Raw genomic sequence first — 15,598 nt, forward strand, 5'->3', positions numbered from 1 at the left:
AGCGTCTCGAGCACTGATCGGGACCTGCTGTGAGGAGTCGCCATGTCCGCGCCCACGAGCCCCACCACCCGCGAGGGTGAGCAGTCCGCACCGGACGCGAGCGCCGCCGTCGACGCATCGACGGCGGTGTCGACCGCGGTGTCGACCGCGGTGCCCACCGACCTGCCCACGGGTGTCTCGACGGCGCCACCGCGTCGCCGGACGGGCCGGTGGATCGACCGATGGGACCCGGAGGACGAGTCCGCGTGGCGCTCCGGCGGTCGCGCGGTCGCGTCCCGGAACCTGTGGATCTCGGTGTTCGCCGAGTTCCTCGGCTTCTCGGTGTGGGCCCTGTGGTCCATCGTCGTGCCGCAGCTGCCGGCCGCCGGCTTCGCCCTGACGGTGGACCAGCAGTTCTGGCTCATCGCCCTCCCGAGCCTCGTCGGCGCGACCTTGCGCATCCCCTACACGTTCGCCGTGCCGGTGTTCGGCGGGCGCAACTGGACCGTCGTCTCCGCGCTGCTGCTCCTGCTCCCGACGACCGCGCTGGCCGTCGTCGTCCAGGACCCGCAGACGCCGTTCGGCGTGCTGCTCGGCGCCGCCGCGCTCGCCGGCTTCGGCGGCGGTAACTTCGCGTCGTCGATGGCGAACATCTCGTTCTTCTACCCGGAGCGGGAGAAGGGCAAGGCGCTGGGCCTCAACGCCGCGGGGGGCAACCTCGGGACGGCCGCCGTGCAGCTCGCCGTCCCGCTCGTCATCGTCGCGGGAGCCGGGATCGCGCTCGAGCGGGCGGGGCTGATGATGATCCCGTTCATCGTGCTCGCCGCGTTCCTCGCGTGGCGCTACATGGACAACCTCGCCACGGCCAAGGCGGACCCGCGGTCGTTCGCCGCCGCGACGCGGAACAAGCACACGTGGGTCATCTCGTTCCTCTACATCGGCACCTTCGGGTCGTTCATCGGCTACTCGGGCGCCTTCCCGACGCTGCTCGCGGGCCAGTTCCCCGAGGTCACGCTGTCGATCGCGTTCGCCGGGGCGCTCGTCGGCTCCGTGACGCGGCCGCTCGGCGGCATCATCGCCGACCGGGTCGGCGGCACGCGCGTCACCATCGCGTCGTACGGCGTCATGGCGCTCGGCGCCTTCGGCGCGATCCGGGCCCTGGAGGCGCACAGCTTCGGCCTGTTCTTCGCGTCGTTCATGGTCCTGTTCGTCGCGACCGGCATCGGCAACGGCTCGACATACCGCATGATCCCCGCCGTCTTCCAGGCGAGCGCGGCGAGCGCCGACGGCGCCCCGGCGGACCCCGCGGAGGCCGACGCCGTCCGGGCGCGGGCCCGCAAGGCCGCGGCCGGGTGCATCGGGATCGCGGGCGCGGTCGGGGCGTTCGGCGGTTTCCTCATCCCGCGCGGGTTCGCGGCGTCGACCAGCCTCGCCGGGTCGCTCGTGCCGGCGCTGTGGACGTTCATCGGCGTGTACCTCGTCATGGCGGTCGTCGCCTGGGCGGTGTACCTGCGCAAGGGCTCGGCGCTCGCCGTGGCCCGGATCTGAGCCTCTCGTGCCCCCCGCTCCTCGGACCACCGACCCGCAGGCCGGGTCCCCGGCCGGCCCGCCGGCGGACTCGCACTGCCCCTACTGCGCGCTGCAGTGCGGCATGACGCTCACCCCGGCGGCCGACGTCGCGGAGCCGCTGCCCGTGACCGTCACGCCGCGCGAGTTCCCCACGAACCGGGGCGGGCTGTGCCAGAAGGGCTGGACGAGCGCGACCGTGCTGCGCGCGCCGGACCGTCTCACGACCCCGCTCCTGCGCGGGCCGGACGGCGAGCTCCGGCCGGCGACGTGGGACGCGGCGCTCGACGTCGTCGCCGCCGGGATCGGCCGGGTGCAGGCCGAGCACGGGCGCGACGCGGTGGCCGTGTTCGGGGGTGGCGGGCTGACGAACGAGAAGGCGTACGCGCTCGGCAAGTTCGCGCGCACCGTGCTGCGGACGGCGAACATCGACTACAACGGGCGCTTCTGCATGGCGTCCGCCGCCGCGGCGTCGAACCGCGCGTTCGGCATGGACCGCGGTCTGCCGTTCCCGCTCGCCGACCTCGCGGGCGCGGACGCCGTGCTGCTGCTCGGCTCCAACCTCGCCGAGACCATGCCGCCGTCCGTCCAGCACCTCGCGGGCGTGCGGTCGCGCGGCGGGCTCGTCGTCGTGGACCCGCGGCGCAGCGCCACCGCCGCGCTCACCGGCGACGCCGAGGAGCGTGCCGGCGCGGGCCCGGGCGTCGGGCCGGTGGGGGACCAGGGCGTCCACCTGCAGCCCGTGCCCGGCACCGACCTCGTGGTGCTGCTCGCGCTGCTGCACGTCGTGGTCGCGGAGGGCCTCGTCGACGAGGAGTACGTCGCCGCGCGCACCACGGGGTTCGACGACGTGCGCCGCTCCGTGGCTTCGTGGTGGCCCGAGCGGGCGGAGACGGTGTGCGGCGTCCCCGCCGCGCGGCTGCGCCATGTCGCCCGGCTGCTCGCCGCCGCGAGCCCGGCGCGCGGCGGCGCGGGTGCCTACGTGCTCACCGGGCGCGGCGTCGAGCAGTCGACCCAGGGCACGGCGACCGTCACCGCGGCGATCGACCTCGCGCTCGCGCTCGGCCTGCCCGGCCGGGTCGGGTCCGGCTACGGCGCGATCACCGGTCAGGGCAACGGGCAGGGCGGGCGCGAGCACGGGCAGAAGGCCGACCAGCTCCCGGGCTACCGGAAGATCGACGACCCGGCGGCGCGCGCGCACGTCGCGACCGTCTGGGGCGTCGACCCGGAGACGATCCCCGGCCCGGGCATGCCGGCGGTAGAGCTCCTGCGGTCACTGGCCCCCGACCGCCGAGAAGTGAGTTCCGGCCCCGGATCGGACGGAAATCGGGGCGGAGAGTCACTTCTCGACGTCGATCAGCAGAAGGTCCGGCCGCGGGCCCTGCTCGTGCACGGGTCGAACGTCGTCGTCAGCGCGCCGGACGCCGGCCGTGTCGAGGCGAACCTGCGCGCGCTCGACCTGCTCGTCGTGTGCGACGTCGTGCCGTCCGAGACGGCGTTGCTCGCCGACGTCGTGCTGCCCGTGACGCAGTGGGCCGAGGAGGAGGGCACCATGACGTCGCTCGAGGGGCGCGTGATCCGGCGCCGTCGGGCGGTCGACCCGCCCGGCGGGGCGCGCTCCGAGCTGTGGGTCCTCGCCGAGCTCGCGCGCCGCCTCGGGTCCGACGTCGCGTTCCCGACCGACCCGGCCGCCGTCTTCGACGAGCTGGCCCGGGCGTCCGCCGGCGGCGTGGCGGACTACTCCGGCCTGAGCCACGCACGCCTCGACGCCGACGAGGCCGCGGGCGGACCGGGCCTGTTCTGGCCCGTCCCGGCGCCCGGAGCCGACGCTCACGTCACGGCGAGCCCCGGCCCGCACCCCGGCACGCCGCGCCCGTTCCTCGACCGCTTCCCGACGCCGGACGGGCGGGCGCGCGCGATCGCCGTCGACCACGTCGGGCCCAGCGACGACGTGCGCCCCGGGGCGCCGTTCTACCTCGTGACCGGCCGCGTGCTCCAGCACTACCAGTCCGGCGCGCAGACGCACCGTGTGCCCGAGCTCGACCGGCTCGTCCCGGACCCGTTCGTCGAGATCCACCCGCTCCTCGCCACGCGGCTCGGCGTCGACGACGCGACCGCGTCCGCCTCACGTCGAGCCGCGGCCACGTCGAGGCCGCGGCGCGCTGGACGGACCGCGTCCGCCCCGACACCGTCTTCATGCCGTTCCACTGGAGCGCGTCGGCAGCGTCAACCGGGTCACGACCGACGCGACCGACCCGGTCTCCGGCATGCCCGAGTTCAAGGTGTGCGCCGTCGACGTGGGTCCCGCGCCCGACCCGACCGGGCTGCCCGGCCCGCCCGGCAGCGCGGACGCGGTGGTCGCGTCCGCCGTCCCCCAGGAGGTCCGCGCATGAGCCTCACGCCCCGGACCGCCCCGCGGTCGCCCGCCGAGCGGTCCGCCGCGCCCACGCGCGTCGTCGTCGTCGGCCACGGCATGGTCGGTGCGCGGTTCGCCCAGGACCTCGTCGCGCGCGCGGGCGCCGGCGCCGGGCCCTTCGAGGTCACGGTGCTCGGTGCCGAGGAGTACGAGCCGTACAACCGCGTGCTCCTCAGCGACGTCGTGGCGGGGAGGACCGACGTCGCGGCGATCGGGATGGCGTCGGTCGACGACCCGCGCGTGAGCGTCCGGCGCGGCACCGAGGCGATCGCGCTCGACCGCGAGGCGCGCCGGGTCGTCACCGCGGACGGCGCGTACCCGTACGACGTCGTCGTCCTCGCGACCGGTGCCGCGGCACGGGTCCCGGACGTCGTCGGGCTCACGGACCGGCCGGACGGGCTGCCGCGCGGCGCGCACGCGCTGCGCACGCTCGACGACGCCCGCGAGATCGTCGCCGCGTCGCTCAACGCGCGGCACGCGGTCGTCGTCGGCGCGGGCGTGCTGGGGATCGAGGTCGCGTGCGGGCTCGCGCTGCGGGGCGTCCCGGTGGGCCTCGTGCACGGTGGGGCGAGCCCCATGGACCGCCAGCTCGACGCCGCCGCGGGGCGTGTCGCCGAGCGCTCCCTCGCCCGGCTCGGTGTGCGGACGTGGACGGGCGCCCGGACGGAGCGCGTCGACGTCGACCGGGACGGGCGCGTGCGGGCGGTCGCGCTCCGCGTGCCCGAGACGCGCGGCGACGACCCCGGCGCCACGCGCGCGGTCGAGCTGGACGCCGACCTGGTCGTCCTCGCGTGCGGCACGGTGCCCGAGGCGGGGCTGGCCCGGGCGGCCGGTCTCACCGTGGACCGGGGCGTCGTCGTCGGCGCGGACCTGGCGAGCCCTGACGACCCGCGGGTCTTCGCGATCGGCGACTGCGCGCAGCCTCCCGAGGGCGGCACGGGGCTGATCGCCCAGGGCTGGGACCAGTCGCGGCGGCTCGCCGACGCGCTCGCGGCACGCGCGACGCGCGGCGCGGCCGCGCCGACGCCCGGACGTCCGGCGGGTCCGGGCCGGCCCAGCATGGCGCTGCGGCTCGCGACGGACGTCGTCGCCCGCCCCGCCCCGCCGACGACGGACGTGCCACCTCCCCCGGCACCTCCCGCCGCACCGCCCGCGGCGCCGGGACCGACGTCGTGCGCGTGAAGGCCGCCGGGCTGGAGATCGTCACGATGGGCGTGTGCGGGTCGCGGCGCGCGACGGACCCGGCGCACCGGACCGTCACGCTCAGCGACCCGGCGGCGGGCCGCCATGTCGAGGTCATCGTGGCGGAGGGGCTGCTCGTGGGCGCCACGTGCGTGGGAGCGGCCGACGTCGGCGCCGACCTCACGGCGGCGTACACGCGCCGCCTGCCCGTGCCGGCGGACCCGGCGCAGCTCGTCGTGCGCCCCGTCGCGCAGGCGCCCGCGCCGGCGACGACGCCCACGCACATGCCGGACCGGACGACCGTGTGCCAGTGCAACGGGGTGACGAAGGGCGACCTCGTGGGCAGCTGGCGCGACGGCGCGCGGTCGGTCGAGGAGCTGGCCCGGGCGACGCGCGCGACGACCGGCTGCGGCGGCTGCACGGACGTCGTGTGCGGTCTCGTGGACTGGCTCGCCTCGGCGGACCCCGAGGAGCCGACGCCTGCCCGGCGCGCGGGCGCGAGCGCGCCGTAGGTCTTCTCACACGGCACGCGCCGCCCGGGTGAGAAGACCGTTACGGACGGGCAACGGCCGGGGCACCGTCGCGAAACCGCCGCTCCGTAGCGTCGTCCGCACGTTCCCGACCCCCCAGGAGCCATCGTGACCGGACCTCAGACCGACCCCGCCCCGGACCCGCAGGACGTGTCCGCCGGCCCGCGGCACCTCGTCGTCGTCGGCGGCGGCATGGTCGCCCAGCGGCTCGTCGAGGCGCTGCGGGCGCGCGACGGCGCCGGCGCGTGGCGCATCTCGGTGTTCGCCGAGGAGCCGCGCAAGCCCTACGACCGCGTCGCCCTCACGAGCTACTTCTCGGCGCGCGACGCCGAGGAGCTCACGCTCGGCGACCCGGCCCTGTGGGACGACCCGCTCGTCACGCTGCACCGGGACTGCGCCGTGACGGACGTCGACCGCGAGACGCGCACGGTGACCGACCGCCTCGGCCGGGTGCACGCCTACGACGAGCTCGTCCTCGCGACGGGCTCGAACGCGTTCGTGCCGCCCATCCCCGGCAGCGACCTGCCCGGCGTCTTCGTGTACCGCACGATCGACGACGTCGCGGCGCTGCGCGGCTGGGTCGAGGAGAAGCGGCGCAGCGCGACCACCGAGGGCGGCTGGGAGCGCCCCGTGCGCGGTGCGGTCATCGGCGGCGGGCTGCTCGGGCTCGAGGCGGCGGGCGCGCTCAGGGCGCTCGGCGCGCAGGCCACCGTGATCCAGTTCGGCACGCACCTCATGGACGCGCAGATCGACCTGGGCGGCGGCGAGGCGCTCAAGCGCCTCATCAACGGCATGGGCATCGCGGTCCGCTGCGACACCGGGACCAAGGAGATGAAGGTCTCCAGGCGCACCGGGCACGTGGGCCGGCTCGACTTCGCGGACGGCGGGCGGCTCGACGTCGACGTCGTCGTCGTCGCGACGGGCGTGCGGCCGCGCGACGAGCTCGCGCGGGCCGCCGGTCTCGAGGTCGGCGCGCGCGGCGGTGCCGTCGTCGACCTCGCGTGCCGCACCGCGGACGAGCACGTCTGGGCGGTCGGTGAGGTCGCGTGCATCGAGGGCCGGTGCATCGGCCTCGTCGCGCCGGGCTACGCGATGGCGGAGGTCGTCGCGGACCGCCTGCTCGGCGGCGAGGCGACGTTCCCCGGCGCCGACACGGCGACCAAGCTCAAGCTCCAGGGCGTCGACGTCGCGAGCTTCGGCGACGCGTTCGCGCGCACCGAGGGCGCGATGGAGCTCGTGTGGGCCGACCCGGTCGCGGGGGTCTACAAGAAGCTCGTGCTTTCCGACGACGCGCGCACCCTCCTCGGCGGCGTGTTCGTCGGCGACGCGACGCCGTACGCGTCGCTGCGGCCGATGGTCGGCAGCGAGCTGCCGGGCGACCCGGGCGCGTTCCTGCTCCCCGAGGGCTCCGGCGGCGGGGCGCCGTCCCTGGAGCTGCCCGACGACGCGGCCGTCTGCTCGTGCAACAACGTCTCCGCCGGGACGATCCGGGACGCCGTCACCGAGCACGGCTGCACCGACCTCGCGGGCGTCAAGGCGTGCACGAAGGCCGGCACGTCGTGCGGCTCGTGCCTGCCGCTCGTCAAGAAGATCACGACGACCGAGCTCGAGCGAGCGGGCGTCGAGGTGTCGAACGCCCTCTGCGAGCACTTCGAGCTCTCGCGCGCCCAGCTCTTCGACGCCGTCCGGATCGCCGAGCTGCACACGTTCAGCGAGATCATCGCGCGCTTCGGCCGGTCGGTCGTCGACGAGACCGGCGCGACGGTCGACCCGGGGCGCGGCTGCGACATCTGCAAGCCGGTCGTCGCGTCGATCCTCGCCTCGCTCGGCAACGGGCACATCCTCGACGGCGAGCAGGCGACGCTCCAGGACACCAACGACCACGTCATGGCGAACATGCAGAAGGACGGCACGTACTCGGTCGTCCCGCGCATCCCCGGCGGGGAGATCACGCCGGACGGGCTGCTCGTCATCGGCCAGGTCGCGAAGGACTTCGGGCTCTACACGAAGATCACCGGTGGCCAGCGCATCGACATGTTCGGCGCGCGCATCGAGCAGCTCCCGCACATCTGGCGCCGTCTCGTCGAGCACGGGTTCGAGTCCGGCCACGCGTACGGCAAGTCGCTGCGCACCGTGAAGTCGTGCGTGGGCTCCACGTGGTGCCGGTTCGGCGTGCAGGACTCCGTGGGCATGGCCGTCGAGCTCGAGCTGCGCTACCGCGGGCTGCGGTCGCCGCACAAGATCAAGCTCGGTGTCTCCGGGTGCGCGCGCGAGTGCGCGGAGGCGCGCGGCAAGGACGTCGGGGTGATCGCCACGGACAAGGGCTGGAACGTCTACGTCGGCGGCAACGGCGGGTTCACGCCGCGCCACGCGCAGCTCCTGGCCGAGGACCTCACGTCGGAGGAGCTGGTCCGCACGATCGACCGGTTCCTCATGTACTACGTCCGCACGGCGGACCGGCTCCAGCGCACGGCCGCGTGGGTCGAGGACTTCGAGGGCGGCCTGGACGCGATCCGCGCGGTCGTGCTCGAGGACAGCCTGGGGATCGGCGCCGACCTCGACGCCGCGATGGCCCGGCACGTGGGCGACTACGAGGACGAGTGGCGCGCGGTGCTCGAGGACCCGGAGAAGCTGCGCCGCTTCGGGTCGTTCGTCAACGCCCCCGCGGAGCCGGACCCGGACCTCGCGTACGTCACCGAGCGCGGGCAGATCCGCCCTGCGACCGCCGCCGAGCGCGCGGCCGCGCTCGAGGCCGCCGGCCTCGCCGGTGCCGACCCCGTCCCCGCCGGTCCCGTCGTGATCGCCGGCTCGACCCTGGAGGTCCGTCGATGAGCGTCACGTCAGCGTCCCAGCCCGCCGCAGGCCCGTCCGCCGCAGGCCCGCTCGTCGCGGACGGTTCGTGGGAGCGCGTGTGCCTGGTGCAGGACCTCGCCGTCGAGCGCGGCGCCGCCGCCCTCGTCGGGGGCGTCCAGGTCGCGCTGTTCCGCCTCGCGACGGGACGGTCCGCGCCGTCCAGCAGCGCGACCCGTTCTCGGGGGCGAACGTCATGTCGCGCGGCATCGTCGGCACGCGCGGCGGCGTACCGACGGTCGCCGGGCCGATGTACAAGCAAGTTTTCGACCTCGCGACGGGCCGGTGCCTCGACAAGGTGGGCTTCGAGCCGGTCGACGGCTCCGCCGAGGACCTCGCGACGTGGGCGGTCGAGGTGCGCGACGGCGTCGTGCACGTCGCGAGCCGGCCCCGCACGGGAGCGGACGCCACGCCCAGGTCGGGTGCACCGTGACCACGCTGCTCGGCCTGGACCTCGCGGGCCGCACCGTGCTCGTCGCGGGGGGCGGGCCGGTCGCCGCCCGCCGGGCCCGCGCGATGTGGGCCGACGCGCGCGGGTCCGCGTCGTCGCGCCGCAGCTGTGCGAGGACCTGCACGAGCTCGTCGCCGCGTGCGACGCCCTGGAGGCGGCCGTGCCCGCGCCGACGGCCGCGCCGCCGTTGCGGGGCACCGTCTCGTGGGCGCCGCGCGACGTGCGCGAGTCGGACGTCGCCGACGCCTGGCTCGTCCTCGCCGCGACCGACGACTCGGGCGTCAACCGCGACGTCGCTGCCTGGGCGCACGCGCGCCGCACGTGGTGCGTCAACGCCGGCGCGGCGGACGAGGGCTCCGCCCGGACACCCGCGACGACGCGCCAGGGGGACGTCCTGGTCGGCGTCGTCACCGACGGGCCGGCTCAGGGCGCCGACCCGCGCCGCACCCGGGCCGTGCGCGACGCGGTCGCCGAGCACCTGCGTGCGGGCGGGGGCGACAGGCGGCGGCGTCGGCCCGCGCAGGGCGGGCTCGGCCGGGTCGTGCTCGTCGGCGGGGGACCGGGCGCCGTCGACCTGCTCACCGTGCGCGGACGGCGCGCGATCGCCGAGGCCGACGTCGTCGTCGCCGACCGGCTCGGGCCCGTCGATGTGCTCGAGGAGCTCGCGCCCGGCGTCGAGGTGATCGACGTCGGCAAGACGGCGGGGAACCACCCCGTGCCGCAGCACGAGATCAACGCGATCCTCGTCGAGCAGGCGCAACGCGGCCGGGAGGTCGTGCGGCTCAAGGGCGGGGACCCGTTCGTCTACGGGCGCGGCGGCGAGGAGGTCCTCGCGTGCCGGGAGGCCGGCGTGCCCGTCGAGGTCGTGCCGGGCGTGTCGAGCGCGCTCAGCGTCCCCGCGCTCGCGGGCATCCCGCTCACGCACCGCGGGACCGTCGCCGCGTTCCACGTCGTGAGCGGTCACGAGGGTCTCGACGAGGCGTCGCTCGTGTCCGTGCGCGACCGCGCCGCTACGCTGGTCGTCCTCATGGGTGTCTCGCAGCTCGATCGCATCGCGGCCCAGGCGCTGGACGCCGGGGCCGACCCGGCGCTGCCCGTCGCGGTCGTCGAGAACGGGTCCACGCCGCGCCAGCGCGTCACGCGCGCCCCGCTGCGCGACGTCGCGGAGCGTGCCGCCCAGGTCGGGGTCCGGGCCCCGGCGATCATCGTGATCGGGGACGTGGCCGCGGAGGGACGGCTCGACCCGGCGCCGCCCGCGTGAACGGCGAGCACGCCGACGTCGTGACGGACGGCACCCGGCCGGCACTCGGGCAGGTGATGGCCGGCTGCACCGTCCTCCTCACGGCCGACCGCCGCAAGGGCGAGCTCGCCGCAGCGCTCGAGCGCCGCGGGGCGGAGGTGCGGCACGCGCCGGCGCTGAGCATGATCCCGCACGCGACGACGAGCAGCTCCTCGCCGGGACGCGCGACCTCGTCGAGCGGCCGCCGGACGTGGTCGTCGTGACGACGGGCATCGGGTTCCGCTCGTGGGTCGAGGCCGCGGACGCGCACGGCCTCGCCGACCGGCTGCTCGAGGTGCTCGCCGACGCGCGGATCGTCGCGCGCGGCCCGAAGGCGCGGGGCGCCATCCAGGCCGCCGGCCTCACCGCGGACTGGGTCGCGGAGTCGGAGACGTCGGCCGAGATCGCCGACGTGCTGCTCGGCGAGGGCGTGGCGGGGCTGCGGATCGCCGTCCAGCACCACGGCGCGGGCGCGGACGGGCTCGACGTGGTGTTCGCGGAGGCGGGCGCGCAGGTCGCGTCGCTCGTCGTGTACCGGTGGGGGCCGCCGCCCGACCCGGAGGCCGTGCGCGCGTCGGCGGAGGCCGCCGCCTCGGGAGAGATCGACGCCGTCGTCTTCACCTCGGCGCCCGGTGCGGAGGCGTGGTTGAGCGCGGCCGAGGAGCACGGCGTCGGCCGCCTGGTCGTCAGCCGGTTCCAGGACGGCTCGATGGTGGCGGCCGCCGTCGGACCGGTCACGGCCAAGCCGCTCGAGCACCGCGGCGTCACACCGCTCCAGCCCGAGCGCGGGCGCCTGGGCGCACTCGTCCGCGCGCTCGTCGCGCACTACGAGCACGCCGAGACCGTGGCGCTCGCGACCGTCGCCGGCGCGCTGCAGATCCGCTCGCGCGTCGCGGTGCTCGACGGCGTCGTGCTGCCCCTGTCCCCGAGCACCCTCGAGGTCCTGCGCCTCCTGGCGTCGCGCCGCGGCGAGGTCGTCACGCGCGACGACGTGCTCGACGTGCTGCCCGGCGACTCGCGTGACCCGCACGCCGCCGAGGTCGCCGTCGCGCGGCTGCGGGAGGCGACCGGGCGGCGCGACCTCGTGAAGACCGTCGTCAAGCGCGGATACCGATTGGAGCTCGCATGAGCGCGGAGATCCTGCCTTCCCCTCCGGCGCGCCGGCGCGGCGTGCCGCGCCCGGGGGCGGCGGGGGCGACGGGGGCGACGAGGGCGTAGCGCCGGGCACGGGCCCGCGGCCCGTCCTCGTCGGGTGCTCGCACGGCACGAGCGACCTCGACGGGCGGGCCGTGGTGCGCGCTCTGCTCGACGACGTGCGCGCCGCCCGGCCCGACCTCGACGTGCGCGAGGCGTTCGTCGACGTGCAGGAGCCCGAGGTGGCGGACGTCGTCACGTCGGTCGTCGCGCCCGCGGAGGGCGGGCCGGGGGACGCGGTCGTCGTGCCGCTGCTGCTCTCGGGCGGGTTCCACGTCGGGGTCGACATCGCGGCGTCGGTCGAGGACCGCGGCCCCGGCACGGGCTCCGCCGCGGCGGCGACGCCGCTCGGTCCCGACGCGCGGCTCGTCGACCTGCTCGCGGACCGTCTCGCCGAGGCCGGGGTGCGCGCCGACGACGCCGTCGTCATCGCTGCCGCGGGCTCCAGCGCCCGGGCGCGCGCGACGTCGAGCGGCTCGCCGCGGGCCTGCGCGAGCGGCACCCCGGTCCGGTGAGCGTCGGCTACGGCGCGATGGCGACGCCGTCGGTGCCGGACGCCGTGGCCGCCGCGCGCGCCGGCCTGGGCGCGAGTGCCGGGCGCCCGGACGCCGGGGATGCCGGCCCGCGCGTCGTCGTCGCGGCGTACCTGCTCGCCCCCGGCTTCTTCCACGACCGTCTGCTCGAGGCGGGCGCCGACCTCGTGACGGCTCCGCTCGCGCCCGACCCGCGGCTCACCGCGATCGTCCTCGACCGCTACGCCGACGCCGCCGCGACGCTCGCCGCCGCGAGGTAGAGGCTTCCCTCCAGGCCGAGGGGCATCTGCCTCTACCTCGGCGGGATCCCTCTCCCTGGCGGTGACGAGCGGGCGCGTGCGGGGGAATGCCCGAGGTCGTGACGAGGCGCGAGGGCGTCACCAGTTCTTGGTGGTGCCCTCGCCGGCGTCGTCGCCCCCGCCGGTCTCGTCGCCGTAGAGCTCGCGGAGCTCCTGCTGCTCGCGGTCGGCCTGCTCGCGAGCCTCGGAGCTCTGCTCCTGGAGCCGCTGCCGGCGCTCCTGCTCCTCCTGCGCGTCGCGTTCCGCCTGGCTCTGCCCGTCCGCGGCGTCCGGCTGCTGCTCACCCTGCTCCGGCTCGCCCTGGCCGTCCTCGGGCCGTCCCTCGCCCTCCTGCTCCTCCGGCTGCGACTCCCGCGCCTGCTGCTGCTTCTCCTCGAGGCGCTGCAGGGCCGCCGCGGCCTGCTGCTGCTCCTCGGGGGTCTGCTCGGACTCCCCGCAGTCCGGCCAGCCGCGGACCTGCTCGGCGGTCGCGTACGACCGCTCGGCGTACTCGTACCAGTCCTGCACGTCCTGCCGCAGCTCCTCCGGGTCGACCTCGTTCCCGTCGCCGTACGGGTCGAGGACGGCCTCGTCGTACGGTCGGCCGGCGGCACGTGCGGCGATCGCGTCCTCCACGGCGCCGAGCTCGTCGGCCTTCTCCTGCGCATTCGCCGCGTCGTGGTCGCCCGAGATCTCGTACGCCAGCGAGAGGTTGGTCTGGACCGCGCACCGCACCTCGGCGGGCTCCTCCTCGGCGAGCCGGTACGCGCGGTCCAGCCCGTCGATCGCGTCGTACAGCGCCCACACGTCCTCGGAGCGGGCGTTCGCCGTCCCGGTGTTGAAGTGCGCCTTCCAGGGGTCGACGAGGTTGAGCGTGCGCTGCGACCCGTACGTGCCGGCGGCGTCCAGGTGCGCGCCGTCGTCGTAGTCGGAGCGTGCGAACGACGCGATCGGTGCGAGCAGCGCGAGCTTGAGGCCGAGCACCACGAGGCCCACGACGACGGGCGCGGTGACGAGGAGCCACGCCGTCCGACGGCGCAGGCGTGCCCGCCGGAGCGACGCGGCCGAGCGCGACCCCGGTCCCTGGCGGCCGGCACCCTGCGGAGCGGGCGGCGCGCCCCACGGCGGGGTCGGGGGCACCGCGTTCATCGCCGCACCTCCGGACCGTCCGTCGTCGCACGCGCGCGGGACCCGTTCCCGGCTGGCCGCACCAGCGACCGGCTCGCGGACCGCGACCAGAACCACGTCTCGACGGCGAGCAGCACGACGAGCGCGAGCGCGAGGGGCCACACGACCGGTCGGTAGCTCGTCACGTCGCGCCGGCCGTCCGCGGCGACCTGCTCGGGGTCGACCCCCGCGACGAGCGACGCCGTCTCCGTGGGCGCCTCCCGGTGCACGTACGGCACGCCGAGCTGGTCCGCGAGCGTGCGCAGCGTCTCCGCGTCGAGCACCGACACCGCCCGGGCCGCCGCTCCGTCCTCGGCGGGCAGCGACGGGTCGACGAGGTACTCGGCGTCCTCCGGTGCGACGTCGGGGTCGTACTCCTTCAGGGGACCGCCCTCCGCGGTGCCGTAGCCGAGGACCGCGCCGCCGTCCACCAGCGGCGCGAGGTCCGCGAACGACCGCGGCTCGCCGTCGGCGGTCTGCTCGCCGTCGGAGAGGAAGAACACGAGGCGCGTGCTCGCCGGGTGCTGCTCCGCGGAGCCGCGCAGGGCGGACGCCAGCTCCTCGAGCGGCCGGTCCGTGAGCGACCCCTGGGAGTAGCGCGTGATCTCGCGGTCGAACGTCTGGGCCCACGACGCGATCGCGCGCGCGTCGGTGGTGAGCGGGAGCTGGCGAGAGGCCTGCGAGTCGAACGAGATGATCGAGTAGCGGGCGCCGGGGACCGACTCCGCGAGGCTCACGACGTCGTGCCGGACGCCGTCGAGCCGTTCCTGGTCGCGGCCGGGCCCGTAGTCCTCCGCGGCCATGGAGCCGGTGCGGTCCACGACGAAGATCATGTCGACGTTCGCGACCGACGTGTCGCGGGACGTCGACGCCACCGACGGCCCGAGGCCGACCAGCGCGAGCAGCACCACGACGCCGGTGCGCCGCACCCACGCGGCGCGCGGCGCACCCGGGAGCGCGACGCCGTCGGGCCCGCGCCGGCCCGCGACCACCACCTGCCGCACGGTGAGGCCGAGCAGCGGCACGACGAGCAGCGCGAGGAGCCACACGGGGACGAGGGGTTGCAGGGTCACCGTCCCACCTCCCCTCCGGCGTGCGCGCGGGTCCGCACCCGGAGCAGCGCGCGGGGGAGCCCGCCGGTCCGCGCGCTCACTGCCGCACCCGCCACGCGACGACGAGCAGCAGCCCGACGCCCGCGACCGTGACGAGGAACCACGCCGTCGGGGTGTCGGTGACGATCACCTCGGGCGTGGCGTCGAGCTCGACGGCCTGCTGCGCGACGACGTCGTCGACGATCCCCTGCACGGCCGCCGGGTCGTCGGCGAGGAAGTACAGCCCGCCGCCCGCCTCCACGACCTGCCGGTACTCCGTCTCCTCGGGTGTGCCCTCGTAGCGCGCGGACCCGCCGAAGACGCCGTGCAGCGTGATGCCGCGCGACGACACGAGGTCCGCCGCCTGCGGCAGCGTGTAGATCGGCTCGCCCGACACGTAGTTGTCGGTCGCGAGGATGATGGAGCGCGACCGGTCGGCGGCGCCCTCGTCGAACTGCAACGCGCAGCTCGCCAGGCCGTCGCCGATGAGGCTCGCGCCGGCGAGGTTCGCGGTGGTACCCGCGGTGAAGGTGGTGAACACGAGGATGTCGGCGTCGTCCGACCCGCCGGTGTAGTCGAAGTCCGCGGGGTCCTCGTCGAGCGCCTCGACACCGGCCTGCAGCTCCTCCTGGACGAGCGCGTAGTCGTCGGTCAGGGGGAAGACGGTCCGCGACGACGAGTTGAAGATCGACAGCGCGATCCGCTCGCCCTCGAAGCTGTCGACGAGCTCGGAGAACACCCGCAGGACCGCGCCGTCGTACTCGATCATCGAGCCGGAGACGTCGAGGCAGAGCACGATGTCGCGCGTGCCGAGCCGGTCCACGACGACGTCCGTCTCCACGGGACGGGCCGCCACCGCCCCGGCGCCGACGACCGCCGTGAGCAGCGACACCGCGGCCAGGCCCTGCAGCGCGCGGTAGCGGCGCACCCACGACACGAAGGCGGGCACGGTCGCGAGGTAGCCGGTGTTCGCGACCCACAGCACGTCGCGCTCGCGCACCCGGCGGCGTCGTGCGAGCCACCACGCGACCGCGCCGACGACCGCCACGGCCACGACGACGGCCACCCACACCCACGGCCAC

At 76.1% G+C, this 15,598-nt stretch carries 10 protein-coding genes and 3 pseudogenes; 10 read left to right on the forward strand and 3 right to left on the reverse strand.

Features of this window, described 5'->3' with window-relative positions; translation table 11 throughout:
• The first annotated feature begins 42 nt into the window (after nt 1-42).
• The 10 genes and pseudogenes from BJF88_RS02680 (at nt 43) to BJF88_RS22935 (ending at nt 12,240) form a co-directional block, all read left to right on the forward strand.
• On the forward strand, nt 43-1,527 hold the full coding sequence (locus BJF88_RS02680; protein ID WP_083648808.1) for an MFS transporter: 1,485 nt from the start codon (nt 43-45) through the stop codon (nt 1,525-1,527).
• A gap of 103 nt (nt 1,528-1,630) precedes the next feature.
• Nucleotides 1,631-3,938, forward strand: a pseudogene (locus BJF88_RS02685) (molybdopterin oxidoreductase family protein).
• Between the two features lie 116 nt (nt 3,939-4,054).
• A pseudogene (locus tag BJF88_RS02690) lies at nt 4,055-5,143 on the forward strand (NAD(P)/FAD-dependent oxidoreductase); the annotation flags it as partial.
• Nucleotides 5,140-5,655, forward strand: a complete 516-nt coding sequence (locus BJF88_RS18005; RefSeq protein WP_255371694.1) for a (2Fe-2S)-binding protein — start codon at nt 5,140-5,142, stop codon at nt 5,653-5,655. The pseudogene BJF88_RS02690 and the gene BJF88_RS18005, both read left to right, overlap by 4 nt.
• A gap of 210 nt (nt 5,656-5,865) precedes the next feature.
• A complete protein-coding gene (nirB, locus tag BJF88_RS02695) occupies nt 5,866-8,505 on the forward strand; it encodes a nitrite reductase large subunit NirB (protein WP_075827675.1) in 2,640 nt (879 codons plus the stop codon).
• Nucleotides 8,506-8,719: 214 nt separating this feature from the next.
• On the forward strand, nt 8,720-8,956 hold the full coding sequence (locus tag BJF88_RS22925; RefSeq protein WP_369824449.1) for a nitrite reductase (NAD(P)H) small subunit: 237 nt from the start codon (nt 8,720-8,722) through the stop codon (nt 8,954-8,956).
• Between the two features lie 85 nt (nt 8,957-9,041).
• Complete coding sequence (cobA, locus tag BJF88_RS02705; protein WP_369824450.1) at nt 9,042-10,235, forward strand: uroporphyrinogen-III C-methyltransferase; 1,194 nt, start codon at nt 9,042-9,044, stop codon at nt 10,233-10,235.
• 56 nt (nt 10,236-10,291) lie between these two features.
• Nucleotides 10,292-11,382, forward strand: a pseudogene (locus BJF88_RS02710) (uroporphyrinogen-III synthase).
• A gap of 160 nt (nt 11,383-11,542) precedes the next feature.
• Complete coding sequence (locus tag BJF88_RS22930; RefSeq protein WP_369824451.1) at nt 11,543-11,962, forward strand: sirohydrochlorin chelatase; 420 nt, start codon at nt 11,543-11,545, stop codon at nt 11,960-11,962.
• Entirely contained in the window at nt 11,959-12,240 is a 282-nt protein-coding gene (locus BJF88_RS22935; protein WP_369824452.1) for a hypothetical protein, read from the forward strand. Before BJF88_RS22930 ends, BJF88_RS22935 begins: the two co-directional genes overlap by 4 nt.
• 117 nt (nt 12,241-12,357) lie before the next feature.
• Here BJF88_RS22935 and BJF88_RS02720 read toward each other — a convergent pair whose 3' ends face one another.
• The 3 genes from BJF88_RS02720 to BJF88_RS02730 form a co-directional block, all read right to left on the reverse strand.
• Nucleotides 12,358-13,407, reverse strand: a complete 1,050-nt coding sequence (locus BJF88_RS02720) for a hypothetical protein (RefSeq protein ID WP_075827656.1) — start codon at nt 13,405-13,407, stop codon at nt 12,358-12,360.
• A complete protein-coding gene (locus BJF88_RS02725; protein ID WP_139315877.1) occupies nt 13,404-14,498 on the reverse strand; it encodes a VWA domain-containing protein in 1,095 nt (364 codons plus the stop codon). Before BJF88_RS02725 ends, BJF88_RS02720 begins: the two co-directional genes overlap by 4 nt.
• Nucleotides 14,499-14,574: 76 nt before the next feature.
• Nucleotides 14,575-15,582, reverse strand: coding sequence for a VWA domain-containing protein (locus tag BJF88_RS02730; RefSeq protein WP_083648810.1), 1,008 nt, complete (start codon nt 15,580-15,582; stop codon nt 14,575-14,577).
• Nucleotides 15,583-15,598: the final 16 nt, after the last annotated feature.

This window comes from Cellulosimicrobium sp. CUA-896 (genome assembly GCF_001942335.1).
Classification (GTDB): Bacteria; Actinomycetota; Actinomycetes; order Actinomycetales; family Cellulomonadaceae; genus Cellulosimicrobium.

Excerpts from the sequence above, each read along its gene's own strand:
- BJF88_RS22925 (WP_369824449.1), top strand. The coding sequence starts at position 8,720 with ATGTCGCGCGGCATCGTCGGCACGCGCGGCGGCGTACCGACGGTCGCC.
- BJF88_RS02680 (WP_083648808.1), top strand. The coding sequence starts at position 43 with ATGTCCGCGCCCACGAGCCCCACCACCCGCGAGGGTGAGCAGTCCGCA.
- BJF88_RS02720 (WP_075827656.1), bottom strand. The coding sequence starts at position 13,407 with ATGAACGCGGTGCCCCCGACCCCGCCGTGGGGCGCGCCGCCCGCTCCG.
- nirB (WP_075827675.1), top strand. The coding sequence starts at position 5,866 with ATGGTCGCCCAGCGGCTCGTCGAGGCGCTGCGGGCGCGCGACGGCGCC.